The 17872-nt window shown below is 64.6% G+C and carries 18 protein-coding genes and 3 pseudogenes; 11 read left to right on the forward strand and 10 right to left on the reverse strand.

What is annotated here, in order from left to right:
- Nucleotides 1-139: 139 nt before the first annotated feature.
- The 5 genes and pseudogenes from ACFZ8E_RS22850 to ACFZ8E_RS22870 all read right to left on the reverse strand — a co-directional run bounded on the left by ACFZ8E_RS22850 (nt 140) and on the right by ACFZ8E_RS22870 (nt 4569).
- Nucleotides 140-754, reverse strand: coding sequence for a DUF892 family protein (locus ACFZ8E_RS22850; RefSeq protein ID WP_405043863.1), 615 nt, complete (start codon nt 752-754; stop codon nt 140-142).
- 650 nt (nt 755-1404) lie between these two features.
- Complete coding sequence (locus ACFZ8E_RS22855) at nt 1405-2286, reverse strand: alpha/beta fold hydrolase (RefSeq protein WP_405043864.1); 882 nt, start codon at nt 2284-2286, stop codon at nt 1405-1407.
- A 526-nt stretch (nt 2287-2812) separates the two neighbouring features.
- Nucleotides 2813-3895: a catalase family protein gene (locus ACFZ8E_RS22860; RefSeq protein ID WP_405044436.1), complete on the reverse strand. Its 1083-nt coding sequence runs from the start codon at nt 3893-3895 to the stop codon at nt 2813-2815.
- A gap of 24 nt (nt 3896-3919) precedes the next feature.
- Nucleotides 3920-4150, reverse strand: a pseudogene (locus tag ACFZ8E_RS22865) (hypothetical protein); the annotation flags it as partial.
- 140 nt (nt 4151-4290) lie between these two features.
- Nucleotides 4291-4569, reverse strand: coding sequence for a hypothetical protein (locus ACFZ8E_RS22870; protein ID WP_405043866.1), 279 nt, complete (start codon nt 4567-4569; stop codon nt 4291-4293).
- 601 nt (nt 4570-5170) lie between these two features.
- On the opposite strand from ACFZ8E_RS22870, the gene ACFZ8E_RS22875 reads away from it, so the two are divergent.
- From ACFZ8E_RS22875 to ACFZ8E_RS22885, 3 genes and pseudogenes are all read left to right on the forward strand, one after another.
- Nucleotides 5171-5392: a hypothetical protein gene (locus tag ACFZ8E_RS22875; RefSeq protein WP_405043867.1), complete on the forward strand. Its 222-nt coding sequence runs from the start codon at nt 5171-5173 to the stop codon at nt 5390-5392.
- A gap of 48 nt (nt 5393-5440) precedes the next feature.
- Entirely contained in the window at nt 5441-5617 is a 177-nt protein-coding gene (locus ACFZ8E_RS22880) for a hypothetical protein (protein WP_405043868.1), read from the forward strand.
- A gap of 40 nt (nt 5618-5657) precedes the next feature.
- Nucleotides 5658-5867, forward strand: a pseudogene (locus ACFZ8E_RS22885) (WYL domain-containing protein); the annotation flags it as partial.
- Nucleotides 5868-5966: 99 nt separating this feature from the next.
- Here ACFZ8E_RS22885 and ACFZ8E_RS22890 read toward each other — a convergent pair.
- The 4 genes from ACFZ8E_RS22890 to ACFZ8E_RS22905 form a co-directional block, all read right to left on the reverse strand.
- Nucleotides 5967-6653: a DsbA family protein gene (locus ACFZ8E_RS22890; RefSeq protein ID WP_405043869.1), complete on the reverse strand. Its 687-nt coding sequence runs from the start codon at nt 6651-6653 to the stop codon at nt 5967-5969.
- A 76-nt stretch (nt 6654-6729) separates the two neighbouring features.
- Nucleotides 6730-7035 carry a GCG_CRPN prefix-to-repeats domain-containing protein gene (locus tag ACFZ8E_RS22895; protein WP_405043870.1) on the reverse strand — a complete coding sequence of 102 codons (306 nt, stop codon included), beginning with the start codon at nt 7033-7035 and terminating at the stop codon, nt 6730-6732.
- Nucleotides 7036-7098: 63 nt separating this feature from the next.
- Complete coding sequence (locus ACFZ8E_RS22900) at nt 7099-7362, reverse strand: GCG_CRPN prefix-to-repeats domain-containing protein (RefSeq protein WP_405043871.1); 264 nt, start codon at nt 7360-7362, stop codon at nt 7099-7101.
- Nucleotides 7363-7502: 140 nt separating this feature from the next.
- A complete protein-coding gene (locus ACFZ8E_RS22905) occupies nt 7503-7754 on the reverse strand; it encodes an ATP-binding protein (protein WP_405043872.1) in 252 nt (83 codons plus the stop codon).
- 88 nt (nt 7755-7842) lie between these two features.
- Between ACFZ8E_RS22905 and ACFZ8E_RS22910 the strand changes: the two genes are divergently transcribed.
- From ACFZ8E_RS22910 to ACFZ8E_RS22935, 6 genes are all read left to right on the forward strand, one after another.
- A protein-coding gene (locus ACFZ8E_RS22910) for an IS3-like element ISMex16 family transposase (protein WP_405041759.1) occupies nt 7843-9194 on the forward strand; the annotation gives its coding sequence in 2 pieces (ribosomal slippage) (nt 7843-8179 and nt 8179-9194; 1353 coding nt in all).
- 159 nt (nt 9195-9353) lie between these two features.
- A complete protein-coding gene (locus tag ACFZ8E_RS22915; RefSeq protein WP_405043873.1) occupies nt 9354-10328 on the forward strand; it encodes an amidohydrolase family protein in 975 nt (324 codons plus the stop codon).
- Between the two features lie 261 nt (nt 10329-10589).
- Nucleotides 10590-11015: a hypothetical protein gene (locus ACFZ8E_RS22920; protein ID WP_405043875.1), complete on the forward strand. Its 426-nt coding sequence runs from the start codon at nt 10590-10592 to the stop codon at nt 11013-11015.
- A 126-nt stretch (nt 11016-11141) separates the two neighbouring features.
- Nucleotides 11142-12080, forward strand: a complete 939-nt coding sequence (locus tag ACFZ8E_RS22925) for a BPSS1187 family protein (protein ID WP_405043876.1) — start codon at nt 11142-11144, stop codon at nt 12078-12080.
- 549 nt (nt 12081-12629) lie between these two features.
- Nucleotides 12630-13751 carry an FAD-dependent oxidoreductase gene (locus ACFZ8E_RS22930; protein WP_405043877.1) on the forward strand — a complete coding sequence of 374 codons (1122 nt, stop codon included), beginning with the start codon at nt 12630-12632 and terminating at the stop codon, nt 13749-13751.
- 335 nt (nt 13752-14086) lie between these two features.
- The gene (locus ACFZ8E_RS22935; protein ID WP_405043878.1) at nt 14087-14524 is read left to right on the forward strand and encodes a hypothetical protein; all 438 of its coding nucleotides are present in this window, start codon (nt 14087-14089) and stop codon (nt 14522-14524) included.
- Between the two features lie 183 nt (nt 14525-14707).
- On the opposite strand, the gene ACFZ8E_RS22940 is transcribed toward ACFZ8E_RS22935, so the two are convergent.
- Nucleotides 14708-15619 carry an MBL fold metallo-hydrolase gene (locus ACFZ8E_RS22940; protein WP_405043879.1) on the reverse strand — a complete coding sequence of 304 codons (912 nt, stop codon included), beginning with the start codon at nt 15617-15619 and terminating at the stop codon, nt 14708-14710.
- A 175-nt stretch (nt 15620-15794) separates the two neighbouring features.
- Here ACFZ8E_RS22940 and ACFZ8E_RS22945 point away from each other — a divergent pair.
- Both ACFZ8E_RS22945 and ACFZ8E_RS22950 read left to right on the forward strand, forming a co-directional pair.
- Nucleotides 15795-17134 (forward strand): annotated as a pseudogene (locus tag ACFZ8E_RS22945) (sensor histidine kinase).
- 9 nt (nt 17135-17143) lie between these two features.
- Nucleotides 17144-17806, forward strand: a complete 663-nt coding sequence (locus ACFZ8E_RS22950) for a response regulator (RefSeq protein ID WP_405043880.1) — start codon at nt 17144-17146, stop codon at nt 17804-17806.
- The last annotated feature ends 66 nt before the right edge of the window (nt 17807-17872 follow it).

Genomic DNA, 17872 nt, shown 5'->3' on the forward strand with positions numbered 1-17872 from the left:
GGAAGGGAGAAATTCAACCGAGCGAGTCTTGAAGCAGACGGACGGATTTCGACCCAACCCGGCCATTCGAGATACATTCGCCCGTCCCCTGAAGCAGACGGCAGCAGGCCCCACATAAGAGCCATGCTGCGTCCACCCGTCAGCGTCGCTTGGATCGCCCGGCTTCCGAGAACGCGACCGCGACCAACATACCGCCAAGCGCTAGCCCAACCGTAAGGCGGGGGTGCATGTACGCCGTGGTGGTGACCGCGGTCTCGTCCGGATAGCGGGTCGAGGTGCGGCGTGCCAGTAGATGATTGTAGAGCTGTGTGAAGGCCTGATCGATCGCGCGGGTCTCGACAAGCGTACGATCTAAAAGCTTGGCGGCTTTGGCGTGCCCGAGCGCGTGCGCAGCACTACGTAGCGTCCCATACCGGGCGATGTAGAAATGCGCCGCAACTTGACCGTACTCAATGTTGAGGAGATCGCGGTCGACGGCGTTCCTGTGCTTGGCTATTTCTGCTTCGTTGAGATCGCAGATGCCCTGCATGGCTGAATCTTTTTTGGGATCGGGCCTGATACCGATTAGATCAAATACTTCATCCAACCGCTTCTGCTGAACGATGTTCTGCTTGGATCCCGCCTCCAGCATCTGTTTCAGCTTCGGCAGCGTCGCCGTCTTGTTGTTGCGCGTCGCCTGCGCCGCCCCCTGCCGATGCGCTCCGTGGAGAAGGTCTAACCCTTCCTCGAAAAGTCGCCGGTTCCCTGACATCATTCCTCACCTCGTGTTCGCCGTCTTGAGCTCAGAGTCTGTCTGGCAACTCTGGCCGCCCTCGTCGTTCGGTTGATGCGATCGACTACGGTATCCAACGCAGTAAGCGCCCGGGTCGGCCTCAAGATCCGTCTCGGCCTTCTGCAGGCGGCAGGTATCTACGGGCACCGACTGAAACTGGAACGCCGACACGCGGTTTCGGCGGTCGCTCAAGAAACACCCGAAAACCCACCTGTGTGATGGCCAGGACATGCCCGCCACACAATCCACACGGCTTGAAGCGCTTGCTCGCCAGCGATGTCTGTATTTTAAACTGCTCATTTCACATCCGTCAGGCAGCTTTCCGTCGGACCCGGTCGCTCGGGATCGTACAGTTTGCCGGAACGCAGACCTTCCGAATTACCGAGTCGGTCGTGGGCGGAAACGTTCGGTAGCCGATCCCCTTTGGGACACATGGGGAATGCCCGGAGCGCGAGTTCAGACGGTCCGCTGTCGAGCCTGTAAACGGCAAGGCTAATTAAAGCGGTCGTTCGCGGGATGGGCCATGTGAAGCGCAACCAGAGCAGGTCAGCGCGATCAGCGCAGCCTCGAAATGCCGCGCTCTAGGTTAGCTTTGAAGCGCTGCTTCATTTCCGCGGCGATAAAAGAGCGGACTATGGACCGGATCCCGAGAGGATGCGGCAAGCTCGGCCGATATGCTTGACGATCCGGGGATGACCGCAGGCTCTGGGGTGCAAGAAGCCCTTTAAAGGCGCATCCTCACCGGCCGTTTCAAGGATCACGCGCGCCGTCTCGGCAGGCTGATCCCAATGCGGGAAGTGGCTGCAGCGTTCGAACCAGTGCAGCCGGGCCGACGGGAAGGCTACCTGGGCGCGTGCAGCCTGGCGTGGCAGCAGCAGGTGGTCCTGGCGGCCCCAGCCGATGGTGACCCGGCCAGGCGTCTTTGCCGAGCCTTGCTGCAACGGTCCGCGTGCCAGCTCGCGCAGCATCGCATCGAACACCGGTGTGGCCGCCAGGCTCCGCAGCTCCTCTTCAACAAGCTGCGGTGGTAGCACCCACGGACGGGCCGACAGTTGGGCCAGCAACACCGTACGGGTGACGGCGTGGCGCGACAGGCCGGGATGGAAGGGCCGCAGCAGCCGCACCAGGCGTATCGATGCCGCGAGCGTCCAGTGTAACCAGCGCGTTTCCCATCCGCGCCAGAAACCGCCGGGATCGAGCGCCACACAGTGCCGACCGATGCCCTGCCGCGCCAGCTCCAGCACCAGCCGGCCCCCCACCGAACTGCCGACAAGGTCCGCCGGCGTCAGGCCATGGGACTGCACGAAGCCGGCTAGGGCGTCTGCATAAGCCTCCACCGTCTGCCGGCCCGCGAGCGGGGCCGATTTGCCATGTCCCGGCAGGTCGACCAAGATCAGTTCGCGCGAGCCGCGCAATGCGCTCAAGAGCGGATCCCAGGTGCGGAGATTGGCCCCCAGCCCATGGACCATCAGTAGCGGCCGGCCCGTGCCGAGGCGTTCGAAATGTAGGGACATGACGGCATTGTCCTTCAATTTTCGCCCTGCAATACGAACACTGGTCCGTCGCAGATTTCGTCAGGCCGAGAGTGCCAGTCAGGTCCGCGAGCCGCTCATATCGGACGCATCGAGGTCGAGTGACCCGCCGCGGCATTCGGTGAACCTGCACAGGTGATCAGAACATGAACCTATGGCCGGGTTGGCGCTTGCCGAGCCAGCATCGTCGTGCGCGGTCCGTGCGATCACACCGGCTCCAAACGGTCGACGGACGGAGACTTGACGGCACGGAGCCATCCAGCCCCCGGGAACTACTCACCATCGTCTTCAGTTCTTTGCGGTCGGCTCCCTGATCCGGAACCTGAGGGCTTCGATCACGACCGTCTTCGTCAGGATGGCGCCGCCGCGGTCGATGTGCGTGTTGCACACCACCGCATCGTCGGTTCAATCGGAGACGGAGGGGCCCTCGAACTCACAGGCGTGCGCCCGGGCGACATCAATCAGCATGTCGCCCCCCCTTGGCTGTCCGATGTCGGTCATGTCGCGCCTAGGCCGGAACGTGATCAATGCTCGCGGTATCCTCGGACGCCACGCCATTCTTGCTGTGGCGGAAATCGCTCAGCGCCTGGTAGACCCGAAGCCGTGCGCGCATCACGGAACCAAGCGGCCGGTGAGCCGTGAGACTATGGGCAGGACGGAAGGTCATCACCTCGTCAAAGTAGCGCACGCGGTCCGCGCCGTAGGCATCCTGGCGGGGCAGCCGCAGCGTCGCGACCGTACGGTAGGGGCTGATGGAGACCGGCCAGTCGACCGAGGCATCCTCGATGGGTTGACTCTCAGCGTCGGCCCAGATCTGGGCCCTCAACTCGAACACCACCTCGTGGTCGCGGAAGAAGGCGACCGTGGCATGGCGGAAGCCGTCCTCGTCCTGATGCGGATCGAGCCGCCACTCGGATAGGGCACGCTGGCTTTCCGTCGCCGGAACGACCCCGAGCTTGGCCACGTAATCGCCGTAGCGGACCGGCGCCTGGCTGAAGTAGCTGTCGGCGAGGGGGTGGCTGTAGGGATGGCCGAAGAAGTCGGCCAGCGCGCTCTCCGTCCCGAAGGCGTGCAGCGCGCGATTGAGGTTGCGCATCGTCGACGAGACCGCGCTCTTCACCCCTTCCGGCAACCCCGTGGACTTCCCGATGACGGTGCCGTCCCGCAGGAAGCCGGCCGCTGTGCCCGAGGGAAACGTGGTGCCCGTCGCGAGTACGAAGTCCTGGGTGTCGACGGCGTGGCCGGGCAGCTTCTCGCCGGGCACGTCGAACACCTTGATGGACATGCCGCGGTGGGTCGAGACCCGGTCGCCCAGGGTCTCGCCCGGCCCCTGAGCGAAGCGAACCGCCACGGGGTGAGTGCCGGGCGTGGCGAACAGCCCTTGGGCCAGTTCGGGCGGCAGGCCGGCGGCAATCATCAACTCGCCGGTGACGCACGCAGAGCTCTTCGCATGGCTGGCACGCACGGCATGGTGCTCGCGTGCCTCGACGGTCTCCGATTGCTGCGTCATGCCGTTGATGATGCCGTCAATCGTCTTCTGCTCGTCCGGATCGGGCTTCTCGACGTCGGGTGCGTATCGAAGGTAGGTCATGTTCTTCCTCACGGGGATCGGGGAGCCGAGCCAGCTCGTCGTGTCGAAGCCGTGACCGAACACCGTCGTCACGCCCTTGGGCGGGTCGGCCTCGGTCGAGGACATCGCCATCAGCGGCGTGTCGAAGGTCGAGAAGCTGCCCCAGTAAAGGGCCGGGTGGGCGTTGAAGATTTGCAGGCCACTCATCACCAGGACCAGGAGGTAGACCGCGTTCACCCAGTGCGTGATGCGGATGACGACGGGATGCCGGAACATCCATCGGCGACGCTCGACCTAATCAGTCTCTGGCGCTGATCGGGTGAGATAGGTTCGGGCCAAGCGGTCTTCCTTGAAATCGTGGCCTGCAGGGCGGAGATCCCTTCATCGGGACCTCCGGGACTGTCAGGCGCTTGAAATCACATACCGCGGTTCATCATCCGCTTCTTCATCATGCGGCGCTTCATCATTTGCTTCCGCATCATGCGTTTCTTCATCATCATCCGGTCGCTCTGCATCATGCGGACCTGGGTGACGCCGCTCTCGGACTGGAGGCCGTTGACGGACATCGGGGCGGCGCTGGCCGAACCGGTCACGAATGCGATGCCGCCAAGGGCGGTCAGTGCGGTGAGGGCGAGTGTGAACCTCTTCATGCAAGATCTCCTGTAGTGCTGAATGCCATATTCAACCTTCGTCACAACAAAAATCTTCCGGCATTGTTCCGATATATAAAATCTCGTCAATTGATGGTTATTGCCTTTCGGCCAAGCGGTAGAGTGTACCTAAGCAGAGCCTTCGGCACGAACGTTCTTGGGTCGTCTGTAGGCGGTACGACATCCGCTGATTTTAAGTTTCAGATTTTCACACCGGCGGTCAGGATGCCGCGCATTCTCACCCGCCCCGGCCATCGGGGAATGCCATACCGAGTAGCCTGCAAGCGGACCTTCCGACCTTCTGCAAAGGGTCGTGATCGGTCCCCGCCGGGATGTCCGCCTCCATGCACTCGCCGCCCCGAAGCGGAAAGGCAGAAAACCACCCTCGGCGGCCCTTCCAATAGCGACCCAACCCGGCCGCGCGCGCGTTTCAACGCCTGCTTGGAAGCCGACGTTGTTCTGCAGCCCGCTATTCGGGTGGAATTAGCTAAACACCCCAACTGCTCTTCGATAGCTGTAGCAATGTAAATGTCGTTCCTCTACTGATTGAAGATCCTGGCGAGAACCTTCGAAGTGCAGACGGAATTGGGCCGAGGGCAAGAAGCGTGTCTCGCTTCAGACCGTATTGGCACCGGTTAAGCCGAAGGTGGCAGGCAACAACCAGTGCGTCGGCAAGCATCTGGCGGATTGGACGCGGGAGCGGGACTACAGCCCAATCATCGAGTACCGGAACGGCGCGAACGCCGGACGTCGCGCGACCGTGCCGTTCCCGCTGGTCGACGACGCGTGCGCCACCGCGGTGCTCGCGGCGATGGACGGGATCGCAAAGGCGCACGGCGCGATGCACGAGGCTGTAGCGCTCGCCTAGCTCAGGCAGCAGTCGGGCGTCGCCAGCATCATCGTCGGCGTCAAGGGCGTGGATCAGCTCGAAGCCAACTTGGTGAGCCTCGAAGTCACCCTCGGCCCGTCGAAGTTGGACATGCTCGGCGAGGCGGGTGCCCTCGCACCGGAATACCCCGGCTGGATGCTGCCCCAATCCGGCGCGGCGCGGGCGGGACTGCTTCGCACCGGCGAGGTGCCGGTCGCCCACTGAGGCCCGTCTCCGAAGCGGTATCGGACGTCGTGTCCTGGGAATGTCGGCGCCGGCCCGGCCCGTGCCGCGGGTGCGTATCAGATACAGCGACGGGCACCGCGCGGAGACCGGGCGGCCGGTCCCGCCCCCGGCGATCGTCCATGCCGAGCGGCGCGCATTCGTGCCGGCGTGGTGCCGTCTGCGCGACGCGTTCGGCATGGTCAGGATGGACCGTATCGTCGAGGCGCGCACGGACGGCACGCGCTTCCGTCCGCGCCGGGCGTCGCAGCCGCGGATCGACCTTGCCGGACCAAGCCGGAGCGGCGGGCGGCCACGGATCGAGGCCGCCCCTGCACCCCGAGGGCAAGCCTCACCCCGGCCTCCGTTCCAGGGCCCGCCCGATGATGTCCCCGAGCGCGTCCGCCGTCAGTGCGCCCTCGTGTCGGTCGTCGTTCACGAACAGGGTCGGCGTGCTGTGGACGCCCAGGGCCGAGCTCGCCTGCGCGAAGACGCCTTGCACGCCGTCGTAGAGGGACTGGTCGCGAAGGATGGCATCGAACCGGCCGCCGTCGATTCCCGCCTGCCGCATCAGTTCCCGCATGGCATCCAGCGGTTTTTCCACGAACGCCCAGGCGCGCTGCCGCTCGAACAGCAGGTCGGTGCGCGCGTAGTAGTCCCGGTCGCCGTCGGCCCGGGCCAGCATGAAGCCGGCCGTGTCGAGGGGGCTCAGGGGAAACCCGCGCAGGGCGAAGCGTACCTGTCCGGCGTCGACCCAGCGCGCCTTGACGGCCGGCCAGGTCCCGTCGTGGAACGCCGCGCAATGCGGGCAGGTCAGCGCGGCGTACTCGACGAGCGTCACGGGTGCCCGGGGCGAGCCTACCCAGACGTCGCCGAGCGGACCGGCCAGGGCCGGGTCGGCGACATGGACGGCCCCGGATTTCCGGGAGGCCATCGCCGACAGGCCGGCGACGCCGAGGGCAGTCAGGCCGAGGACCGATCCGGCGATCAAGCCGCGACGGCTGAATCGCGGCGGTGCCGTCCTGTCGGCAGGGGGCATGCGAGGTCTCCGGCGGGGTTGCGGGACGAGGGCGAGGCCGCCGAGGCGGGGGCGCCCTTGTGGGGTACGGAGGGCATCACCAGCGACGATGCCAGCCCGCATGCCGGAACCCGCCCCAGCGACGGCCGCCGCCATGCCAACCGAAACGACGATGCCAGGCATAGTGGTAGCTGTAGTGCCAGCGGCGGCCGCCCCATCCACGATAGCCGAAGCCACGGTACACGGGACCGTAGGCGTAGGGACGGTAGCCCAGGTTCGGACGGCACCAGCCGTAGAAACCGCGGTGGAAGCCGAGGCCGCAGCCGTCGCGGGCCTCGGCGGCCGAACCGGCCGTGAGAAGCCCTGCGGCGACAGCAAGGGGTAGGACGATCTTACGGATCATGTTTGCCTCCATGCGCGTCCGGAACGCAGCCGGACGCGGTGGTCGCGAAAGGGGTGTGAAAGCTCAGTTCGGCCAGCAGCGGCGGCCGTAGGGTCCGATGTGGAAGCCGGCCGGGCAGGAGGCGCCACGAACGTAGCCACCGGCCTGACCACCGGTCCTGCAGCCGCCGTAGGGGCCGCGATGGGCGTACGGTCCGCAACCGCCGTAGACTTGAATGATCTCGGCACCGTCCGAACCGTTGGAGACCGCATCCTGGATCAAAGGCGCGGCGGTGGCCGGGACCGCGATGGCGGCCAGGAAGGCGACCGGGGCGAGATACTTCAGCATCGTTGCATCCTCCGCTCTCGTGGGGTCTTGGCGCCGTCTCCCGACGCCGCGACCGATGAGGGCAGGATCGACCCGGGCTTCTTCCCGGATGTGACGGGCGGATGCGCCGGCGTAACGATTTGTAACGACGGCCCGGGTGGTCAGGCGACGGCGGGCAGGGTCAGCACGAGACGGGCGCCGCCGAGCGCGGTCGCCTCGGCCACGACGGTGCCGCCGTGCGCCTCTGCGATCTGCCGGGCGATGGCCAGCCCCAGACCCGTCCCGCCGGTCCCGCGGTTCCGGGAGCGCTCGATCCGGTAGTACGGAGTGAACACGGCGGACCGCTCAGCCTCCGGAATGCCTAGGCCGTCGTCCTCGACCGCGACCTGACAGGTCGGCCCCGCACGTTGCACCGCTGTCCGACGTCAGCACCTGTGGGACAGAATGAGGGTCTTCACGAACGGAGGATGGCTGGTTCATCGTAGCCCCTGAGGAGCGAAGATGAAGCAGACATCCGGACCGGCCAAGAAGCCGGCAGAAGCGGTGATCAAGGACATCCGTCGGGCCACACGTCGGCAGTTCTCGTCCGAGGAGAAGATCCGTGTGGTGCTGGAAGGCTTGCGTGGCGAGGACAGCATCGCGGAGTTGTGCCGACGTGAGGGGATTGCCGCCTCGATGTACTACGGCTGGTCCAAGGAGTTCCTGGAGGCTGGCAAGAAGCGCCTGTCCGGTGACACGTCTCGTGCGGCCACCACGGATGAGGTGCGGGATCTCCGTCGCGAAGCGGGGGCGCTGAAGGAGGTCGTAGCTGATCTCGTCCTGGAGAACCGTTTGCTTAAAAAAAGCATGAGCGGGGCTGGGGGCGACGAGGCATGAGGTACCCGGCCCCCGAGAAGCTGGAGATCATCCGGCTGGTCGAGCAATCCCACCTGCCGGTGCGTGCCACCCTGGACAAGCTCGGCATCACGCGCTCGACGTTCTACCGCTGGTACGACGCCTACCAGCGCGGCGGCCCCGAGGCGTTGAATGACCATCCTTCGCAGCCGAGCCGGGTCTGGAACCGTCTACCTGCAGAGATCCGCGAGCAGATCGTTGCCTTGGCTCTGGAGCAGCCTGAACTCAGTCCGCGTGAGCTGGCGGTGCGCTTCACCGACGAGCGGCGCTACTTCGTCTCGGAAGCGACCGTCTACCGGTTGCTCAAGTCTCAGAACCTGATCACCAGCCCGGCCTATATCGTCATCAAGGCCGCCGACGAGTTCCGCGATAAAACCACCGCGCCCAACCAGCTTTGGCAGACGGACTTCACCTACTTGAAGGTCGTTGGCTGGGGCTGGTACTACCTGTCGACGGTCCTGGACGACTTCTCACGCTACATCGTCGCCTGGAAGCTGTGCACGACGATGCAGGCCAGCGACGTCACCGCCACGCTCGACCTGGCGCTGGGTGCGGCTGGGCTCGATCAGGCGCGGGTGATGCCGCGGCCACGCCTGCTCTCCGACAACGGTCCAAGCTACGTCGCCAGCGACCTGGCTGACTGGCTCGGCATTCGGGGCATGACCCACATCCGCGGTGCGCCATGCCATCCGCAAACGCAGGGCAAGATCGAGCGTTGGCATCAGACACTCAAGAACCGCATCCTGCTCGAACACGCGTACTTGCCCGGCGAGTTGGAGACGCAGGTTGCCGACTTCGTCGAACACTACAACCATGCCCGAGCCCATGAGAGCCTGAGCAACCTCACGCCCGCCGACGTCTACTTCGGACGCGGCGAAGGGATCCTGGCCGAGCGGGAACGCATCAAGCGCCAGACCCTGATGGATCGCCGCTTGCGCCACCACGCGCAGGCTGCCTAACCTCTTACCCCAGATGAACCAGAGCCTCCGCTCCTGAACACCGCTGAATGTCCCAAATCATCTGACGACGGACACGCTTGCGTTCACTGCGCGTTCCGCACGCCTCACGGTCGGTCTATCTCCAGCACCGCCGATACGGGATCGGCACGAGGGACACCGATGAAGCTGGTCGCCGTCGAGGAGCACTTTCTGCCGCACGTTGTGAGGGACGCCTGGGCTATCGCTGCGGCCGACGATCCCACTGCGGCCTTCGACCGGGGCGAGATCGGCGCACGCCTGGAGGACCTTGGCGCGGGACGCATCGCCCTGATGGACGAGGCGGGCGTCGATGTGCAGGTTCTATCGTTGACGACCCCCGGCCTGCATAATCTCGCTGCCGCCGACAGCGCCGCGCTCGCCCGCCACACCAACGACCTGATCGCCGGGGCCGTGGCCAGGCGGCCCGATCGCTTCCAAGGCTTCGCCGCGCTGCCGACGCCCGCGCCCGACGCTGCGCCGCGTGAACTCGAACGCGCGGTCCGCGACCTCGGCCTCAAGGGCGCGATGGTCTGCGGCCGGACGCGGGACAAGCACCTCGACCACCCGGACTTCCAGCCCCTGTTCGCCTGCGCGGCAGAACTGGGGGTGCCGGTTTTCATTCACCCGCAGATCCCGCTGCGGGCGGTGCGGGACGCCAACTACGCGGGCTTCGACCCAGAGACCGACCTCGCCCTCGCCGCCTACGGGCTCGGCTGGCACTACGAGGCCGGGCTTCAGTTCGTGCGCCTCGTTTTGGCGGGCACGTTCGACCGCCACCCAGGCCTCCAAGTCATCCTCGGGCACTGGGGCGAGGTGGTCCTGTTCTATCTGGAGCGCCTGGCCGCGCTCCAGCGCGTGGCCAAGCTCGACCGACCGGTCGCCGACTACGTGCGAGACAACCTCTACGTCACGGCGAGCGGGATGTTCAGCCTCGACTACTTCCGGCGATGCGTCGAGATCGTAGGCTTGGATCGCGTCCTGTTCTCCACGGACTACCCCTACCAGTACCGCCCCGGCCGACAGGCCCGAGGATACCTCGACCGGCTCCCGCTCGACGACGCCGACAGGGCAAAGCTTGCTCACGGTAACTGGGAGCGCCTCACCCACCGAGACTAAGGCGGATCGGCTTTGGTCCAGAGCGAACCGGATGTTCATCGATGTGGCAGGGTTTGAGCGCAATGCCTCGGTCTAGTCCAAATGCACCGAATAGACATGTCATCGGCATCGAAAACACGTCTAGTCCGGCTTAGTAGCAACGTTAAAAAACGTAATATCTTATCATACTTCGGTAAAAAAAGGATGCTGGAATGGAATATGCTCATTGCGTTGAGACGGAGACCTCACTTGAACATAAACCATTGTAAGTTACCCGGGAAAATGACCATCAGACGCTCTGCCCTGGCGGTTGCCGTGGCCTTCGTGCTGGGTCCTGCGGCCGCTCAGTCGGGCATCGAACACTGGTCGGCAATGAGCAGCACCGCTATGGCGGTTACGGGCGACATCACCTTATCGCCGGACAGACTGATCGCCGCAAAAAAGAGCTTTCCTCTTTCCGTGGCGGCGGATGTGACCGCCTTTGGCACCGATACCGGGCCGAAGCCTGCCCGCATCCTCAAGGTGACGTCACCGGCCGATCCTGTGCTGCTGAATGGCAATACGTTCTGCGGAGCTCCCGTCCGTTGGATCGTCGTCTATCGTGGCGATGGTGGTCGTGAATTGAGCCTGGCCGTCTTCAGTGGCGATGCAATGCCGAAAGGAGAAACTGACCGGAGCCTTTGCGGGACCTATCTGTATGCGAAATGAGAGAACAATCGGCGGCACGTTCTCGGACGTTAGACAATTTCAGGTACATCAGCTCTGCGATTTTTGCTTCGTTTCTGTGCCCAGGCGCAACAAGGAAGATAAAACCAGCGACATGGAGATTCATGCGTGAGATTTACGCCCATAATGATGGTTCTATACATTTTGATAGCCTTGATGCCCTCTCATGTCCATGCGAAAATCGATGCTGAACGTGTCAGGCCATCCGATGCAGATAAAGGTGTTGGTGATTTTTACTTCGAAAACATAGTTTTCAATGGTAAAGACGATACACGCAATGCTCCGTTAGTCGTGTTTCTGCCCGGCACCGGTGGCGGACGCGACGGTGGCCCTGAATTGCTGATGGAAACGGTTGCGAAGCAAGGATATCGCGTGATCTTCTTGCCCTATGACGACGTACCGGCTGTCGCACAGGCTTGCCCGCAACGCCCTCCGCAATGCTCCGCGCGCTTTCGTGCAGCACGCGTTTTTGGCGGTGAAGGGCCGGTCTCGAACCCGCCCTCGGAGGGAATCGTCACGCGCTTGGTTGCCTTGCTCCGCTACCTCGACCACGAGCATCCCAACGCTGGCTGGGGTGGCTTTCTCGCACCGGACGGTGGCCCGGCTTGGCCGCGGATCGTCATGTCCGGCCTTTCACAAGGGGCGGGCATGGCCGCCTTCATCGCGAAGCGGTTTCCGGTTCGGCGGGTCGTCCTCTTTTCAAGCCCTTGGGACACCTTCGGCCCTGAGCAGCTTCCAGCGCCCTGGTTGGCTGGCCGCTCCGCGACACCGCCGTGGCGCTGGTGGGCTGAGCGTCACGCTCGGGAGAACACCACCCGCCTGCTTGCCCAGGCTTATCGCGTTCTCGGCATCCCCCCAGGTCACCTCTTCCTTTTCGATGGTGATTTACCGGCATCAGCCTACGGCGAGAATCCCTACCATGGCTCGACGGTCACCTCGGCCGAATACGTTCCGCAATGGCGTGCGATGTTTGGAATAGCTGGGTCAGAGCCATCTTCTACCGAGACGCCGCCCCGACCGTGGCGACCGACGCGCTTGAGGCCGTGAACGCGTCGGGAGGTCCCGATCCCCTCAGGCCGTCGCGGAGGCGCCGGTGGATCATCTCGACCCGGGAGGCCACCGCCGCGAACGTGCTCGCCTGTAGGACGAGCACGAACTCGTCGCCCTCGAGCCACCCGAGCGGTCACCCCGTCGTCGACCGACCCGAAGCCGTCGATGTCCGCCGGCGCGAGCACGGCCAACTGAGAACTTTGACCGCCCAGGGGGGCCTTCCGCTTTCCATCCGATCCGGCCGAAAGTCGAACGGGCGGGCTCCGACCCATGTCGGGCATGCGGAGCGTCGGTGGGGCTTCCAGGCGAGATGGGAAGCAAATGGTGGTTTACGCCGTGGGGGTCGGGAGATTGCTCGACCGCGCGGTTGGACGTAACCTCGTAGATGCCGCGCAAAACGACCGCCCAACCAAGGCTGTCGAATACACGTCACCCCCGCACCTTGCGTGGGTCGGCCAGCGTCTCCGAAGCAGATGCCCGACCATGGGCAGCCGCAGTGATCGGCACCGACGAGTGCTGCGCGCCTGCGGTCTCAGGAGCGCAGCCATGCGACAGTCGATCATGATCCTCGGCGCAGGTCCCGGCGGCCTCGCGCTGGCCCGCATCCTCCATGTCAACGGGATCGTGGCAACGATCTACGAGGGCGAACCGTCGGCCGACGCGAGGACGCAGGGCGGCCTGCTCGACATCCACGAGCACACCGGCGAGGTCGCCCTGAGGGACGCGGGCCTTCACGACGCGTTCCTCCGTCTCGTCCGCCCCGGCGAAGACGCCAAACGTGTGGTCGACCGGAACGGCACCGTGCTGTTCGACCGCCCCGGTACACCCGTGGGGCATCGACCCGAGATCGACCGTGGCGACCTGCGGCGGATGCTGATCGCCTCGCTCCCGGCGGACACGGTCCGATGGGACCACAAGGCGGTGGCGATCGCCGCATGCAGGGACGGGCGGCACGCGGTCAGCTTCGCGAACGGCGCCACGGTCACGACCGATCTGCTCGTGGGCGCGGACGGGGCGTGGTCGAAGGTCCGTTCCCTGCTCTCGGGGACAGCCCCCGCCTACACGGGCACCTCATTCGTCGAGACGAGCATCCGCGAGGGTGCCGTACGCCTCAAGGCCAGCGCGAACGCCATCGGCGGGGGTACGCTCATGGCGGTGGCGCCGGGCATGGGGATCCTCGCACACCGCCATGCGGATGGGCGTATCCACACGTACACGGCTCTGAACAGGCCGGAGCCTTGGTTTCGTGCCATCGACTTCGGCGACTCGGGGGTGGCCATGGCCCGGATTGCAGCCGAGTTCACGGGATGGGCACCACACCTGACCGCGCTCATCACGACCAGCGACACAAACCCGGTCCTTCGTCCGATCCATGCGCTGCCGGTTGGCCATCGGTGGGACCGTGTGCCGGGCCTGACCCTCCTCGGCGACGCGGCGCACCTGATGTCGCCGTTCGCGGGAGAGGGAGCGAACCTAGCACTCCATGATGGTGCCGATCTCGCGAAAGCGATCATCGCCTCGCCTGAAAACATGAACGATGCGCTCAAGGCATACGAGCGCAGCCTTTTCCCCCGAAGCGCCGGGATCGCCGACGCCTCCGGGCGGAACCTTGCCCGGTTCTTCGGCGCGGAGGCACCTCACAGCGTAGCCGCGATGTTTGCGCCCTAGCTATCGCAAGCGTCAGGGATCTCGGGAGGGCACGGAAACGTCGTCCGCTTCCTGCATTTCTCGTCCCGGAGCGGACTGTCGGAAATCCAACCCGAGCGGTCATTCGGCTTGCGACCCGAAACAGCCACTCAGGCCGTATTCAGCGATCCTCAAAAGCGGACGTTCGCCATGCCTTCGAAAACCTGAGTTTGGGGCTGTATGTGGAATTCGAGGGCTAAATATAAGCTGCGTTGAGTGGTAAGAGGCTGAGAACGGCAGCGTCGCGTTAATAAGCGCTGCTGCGCGGCCCTTGCAAATGGTTCAAAATGGGACGTATATTAAAGGGCTACTCATTGATGATATTGACGGCGGCAGCACTCCGCGCCTCCATCCTGTATCCGGCTACATCGTGGGGCAGCTACAACATATTTGGAATCGTGCTTCAGGCAATTGTATTATCATTTATGTACTATATTGTCGCAGCAATACAAATATTTTTTGCTATAGCTCTGGCGGAATGGTTTGCGATAAGGAGCAAGTATTACTACTTAGCCGTTAATTTCGTTGTGTCGATGTTTTTCGCCATGTGGTTTTTCGCATCGTTCAAGGGTGGCATAAGTTTTTCCACCGCTAACTTTAATAATTTTGGTTATATTGAGGGTGGGTTACCCATAGTATCAAGTGGAACGTTCTCTGCGTTGGTCTATTGGTATATCTCAGGTCGTCATGCTGGGCGCTGCGACGAACAAGATAAAGACATCGCGCGATTGATTTCCCGGAAGAGCAATTCATGAGCCTCTCCTTGTGTGGAAATTGGTCCACGAGGCTACGTCTGGTTCGATGCATCTTCCGCTTAAAAGCGGACCAGTTGAAATCCACCTTTCTCGAACGTTTGCCTTACGACCCGATGCGGCCGCCAATTGTCCATTGAAGAGACCTTGAAAGCGGACATCCGCGGTCCCCTAGTTGCGGCGCAACTAGACCAGTGCGTAACCCGCATCCGCACGCTCGATCCTTCCACTTGTGGCGAGGTGCATCCCCGTCACCCGCAAGCCGTCGACTGCCGCACGGTCGAGGATGCGCCGTCGCGTCGTGATCGCTTCCGCTGGATCGGTGTCCCAGATCACCGTCCAATCCGGATGCGGCAGCTGTAGGATTCGCGAGTGGACGATATCGCCCCAGATCAGCAGGCGGTCGGAGCCGTCCGCGATTAAGACGCCCATATGTCCCGGCGTATGGCCGGGCAGCGGCACAGCATGGATACCCGGTGCGAGTTCCGCCTCGCCGGAGACGCGGCGGATCCTGTGAGGATAGGCCGCCAGCACTGCCTGTGCGGTTTCGAACATCGGGCTCAATGGAACCGGAGCCGAGGCTCTGGCAGCCGCATCCGACCAGTAGGCCACCTCACGCTCCTGCAGCACGAGTTCCGCGTTAGCGAACCGCGCGAGGCGGTCCGGCGTCAAGAGACCGCCGGCATGGTCGGCGTGCAGATGGCTCAGCCAGATGGTCTCGATCTGCTCCGGCCGCACGCCCTCCGCCGCCAGTGCCGCGGTTACCCGGTCGAAGCCCGGCCCGAGGACGGTGCCGCAGCCCGCATCGAGCAGCCAGTGCCGTTCCCCGCGTCGGATCAGGAACGCGTTGACCGGCTCTGGCGACGGGCCCTTCGCAGGAAGACCGGCCCCCTCCAGCAAGGCTTGTCCGGCCTGGCTTTCGGCGGCCGGGATCATGCTCGGCTCCAGCGGAAAGAGACCGTCGCGCAACGGCGTCACCGTGAACGCGCCGACCCGGTACGGGCCATTCACGGGCGCGGCTATTGCAGGGAGGTGAAATCCGAGCGGGAGCAGGGCGGACGCAGCCAGGAGGTTACGGCGAGACAGGAGAAGCGACATGGTCGGCTCCGTTGAGAGGGGACAGCACCATCCTCCGGATCGTGGCGGGATCAGACCAGGGAAGTCCTCCCGCTGAAGCCCGGGCATTCTTCCCGTCCGAGTGAGCCATGACTTGCGCACCCCCACGGTCCAGGCGCCAAATCGGAGCCTCGCTTCGAGCCCGGCTGCTTGATCCATGAGCCTGCCCACACATCTCGGTCTGCGCCTTCTGGTTGTGGCCGCGCTCTGCCTAGTTGGGGCGGTCGCATGGGCCGCCTGGGACGCTCACGCGAGCCTCCGCTGGGAGGCTGCAATGTCGGCAGATCGGATCGCCGCGCAGCTCGCGCGTCAGCCGGGCCTCGGAAGCGCCGGACCAGCTGCAATGCCCGCCAGCGCACCGCAGGCCGCGCCGGCCATCGTCACGCTCCTACCGGGCATCTGTGCCGACATTCATCTCGGCGTGGATTGCCCCGCCGCTTCTGCGGTGACTGGGACGGCCTCGATGCCGCCCCTGCGTGGTTCCGCGAAGCCCTCGTCTGGGAAGCCGCTGCCGCGCCGACGATCCGGGCGATCGTGTATCGCGAGCGGACCATCGGCAGTGTCACGGCATGGCCCGATCCGATGGCATCGGCGGCTCGTCTCTGGCGGCGCACGCGCCTTGCAGGCGGACTGGTCCTTGGTTTGGCGGCGGCGACGCTCCTTCTCAACTGGCTCGCCGTGATGCGACTCGTTGCACCGGTCGGGCGGATCGTGCACGGGCTCGAAAACCTCGACACGGCCAGCACCCACCCGCCTCTGCCGAGCTTTGCCGCCATCGAGTTCGACCGGATTGCCCGCGCCTGCAACGCCCTCGCCGACCGGCTTGCCAACATTGAGGCCGAGCGCGCGGGCCTGATGCAGCGGCTCGTTACGGTTCAGGAAGAAGAGCGGCAGGCCCTCGCGCGCGACCTACACGATGCCTTCGGCCAGTGCCTGGCCGCTGCGGGGGCACGTGCCGCAGCGATCGAACTGGCTGCGCCCCCGGAGCGCGACGATCTTCGCGAGGACGCCCAGGGCATCGAAGCCATCATCGCCACCATGCGGGAGAGCCTGCGTGGAGCCCTGGCCCGCCTCGAACTGCCCGATCTCGCCGAAGCTGGATTGGAGGAGGCTCTGCGCGGCCTCGTGGCAGATTGGCGAGGACAACTCAGGTCCGGGCCGGCCCTGCATCTCGATGTCAGGGGTGATCTCTCCGGCATACCCGAGAACGTGGCGGCGAGCCTCTATCGGATCGCGCAGGAACTGCTGACGAACGCCTTGCGACATGGCCGGCCGAGCAGGATCTTCCTACGGCTCGGCCGGTCGGAGGCCGGACCACGAACGGTGACGCTGACGCTCGACGATGACGGTGGGGGCGATGTGTCCCGAACAGCTTCTCACACGGGCCGTGGGCTCGTCGGCATCCGTGCGCGGCTCGCCGCCCTGGGCGGAAGCTTTTCGCTCACCGGCACCGGTTCAGGCATCCATGCCTGTGCATCTGTGCCGACGGCCGGCTGAGATCGCCTCATGGCCACAACCATCTTGCTCGTCGATGACCATCCGGTCGTGCGCGAGGGCTATCGCCGCCTGATCGAGCGACAGCTGGGCTTGGTCGTGGTCGCTGAAGCCGAGAACGCGGCAATGGCCTATTTCCAATACAAGGCTCACGAGCCCGATCTCGTGATCCTCGACCTGTCGCTGCCAGGCCCAAGCGGAATCGAGGCCATCCGTCACATCCGCCAATGGGATGGGTCAGCTCGCATCGTCGTGTTCAGCATGCGCACCGGGGCAATGACCGCGCGCCAAGCCTTCGCCGCCGGGGCGAGCGGGTATGTCAGTAAGGCGAGCCCACCCCGTGAGCTGCTGGCGGCGGTGGCGACCGTGCTCCGCGGCGAGCGGGCGATGAGCGCCGACATCGCGCGCGCGATCGCTCAGGACGAGGTGGTCGGCGGGCGCACGGCGCTTGACGACCTCAGCCCGCGGGAGCTCGAAATCTTGAGCCTGACCGTCGGGGGGATGACCGCCCAAGCCGTCGCTGAGGCGCTGTGTCTGAGCCTCAAAACGGTGCACAACAACCTCTCGGTGATCCGCGCCACTCTTGGGGCACGCACCGACGCCCATCTCGTCTGGATCGCGATTGGGGCTGGGCTTGTATCGCCCTCGGAGAAACTGTCGCTGAAGGAGCCCTAGAACTTCGTCTGCTTTGACGACCTTTCGACCAGAAGCCGATAGGCAGGAAACCACCCCGAGCAGCCT

The sequence above is a fragment of the Methylobacterium sp. HMF5984 genome, from assembly GCF_045033435.1.
Classification (GTDB): Bacteria; Pseudomonadota; Alphaproteobacteria; order Rhizobiales; family Beijerinckiaceae; genus Methylobacterium.

Bases quoted from the DNA above. Each gene is read 5' to 3' on its own strand.
- ACFZ8E_RS22850 (WP_405043863.1), bottom strand. From the start codon at position 754: ATGATGTCAGGGAACCGGCGACTTTTCGAGGAAGGGTTAGACCTTCTC.
- ACFZ8E_RS22855 (WP_405043864.1), bottom strand. From the start codon at position 2,286: ATGTCCCTACATTTCGAACGCCTCGGCACGGGCCGGCCGCTACTGATG.
- ACFZ8E_RS22860 (WP_405044436.1), bottom strand. From the start codon at position 3,895: ATGACCTACCTTCGATACGCACCCGACGTCGAGAAGCCCGATCCGGAC.
- ACFZ8E_RS22890 (WP_405043869.1), bottom strand. From the start codon at position 6,653: ATGCCCCCTGCCGACAGGACGGCACCGCCGCGATTCAGCCGTCGCGGC.
- ACFZ8E_RS22895 (WP_405043870.1), bottom strand. From the start codon at position 7,035: ATGATCCGTAAGATCGTCCTACCCCTTGCTGTCGCCGCAGGGCTTCTC.
- ACFZ8E_RS22900 (WP_405043871.1), bottom strand. From the start codon at position 7,362: ATGCTGAAGTATCTCGCCCCGGTCGCCTTCCTGGCCGCCATCGCGGTC.
- ACFZ8E_RS22915 (WP_405043873.1), top strand. From the start codon at position 9,354: ATGAAGCTGGTCGCCGTCGAGGAGCACTTTCTGCCGCACGTTGTGAGG.
- ACFZ8E_RS22920 (WP_405043875.1), top strand. From the start codon at position 10,590: ATGACCATCAGACGCTCTGCCCTGGCGGTTGCCGTGGCCTTCGTGCTG.
- ACFZ8E_RS22930 (WP_405043877.1), top strand. From the start codon at position 12,630: ATGCGACAGTCGATCATGATCCTCGGCGCAGGTCCCGGCGGCCTCGCG.
- ACFZ8E_RS22935 (WP_405043878.1), top strand. From the start codon at position 14,087: ATGATATTGACGGCGGCAGCACTCCGCGCCTCCATCCTGTATCCGGCT.
- ACFZ8E_RS22940 (WP_405043879.1), bottom strand. From the start codon at position 15,619: ATGTCGCTTCTCCTGTCTCGCCGTAACCTCCTGGCTGCGTCCGCCCTG.
- ACFZ8E_RS22950 (WP_405043880.1), top strand. From the start codon at position 17,144: ATGGCCACAACCATCTTGCTCGTCGATGACCATCCGGTCGTGCGCGAG.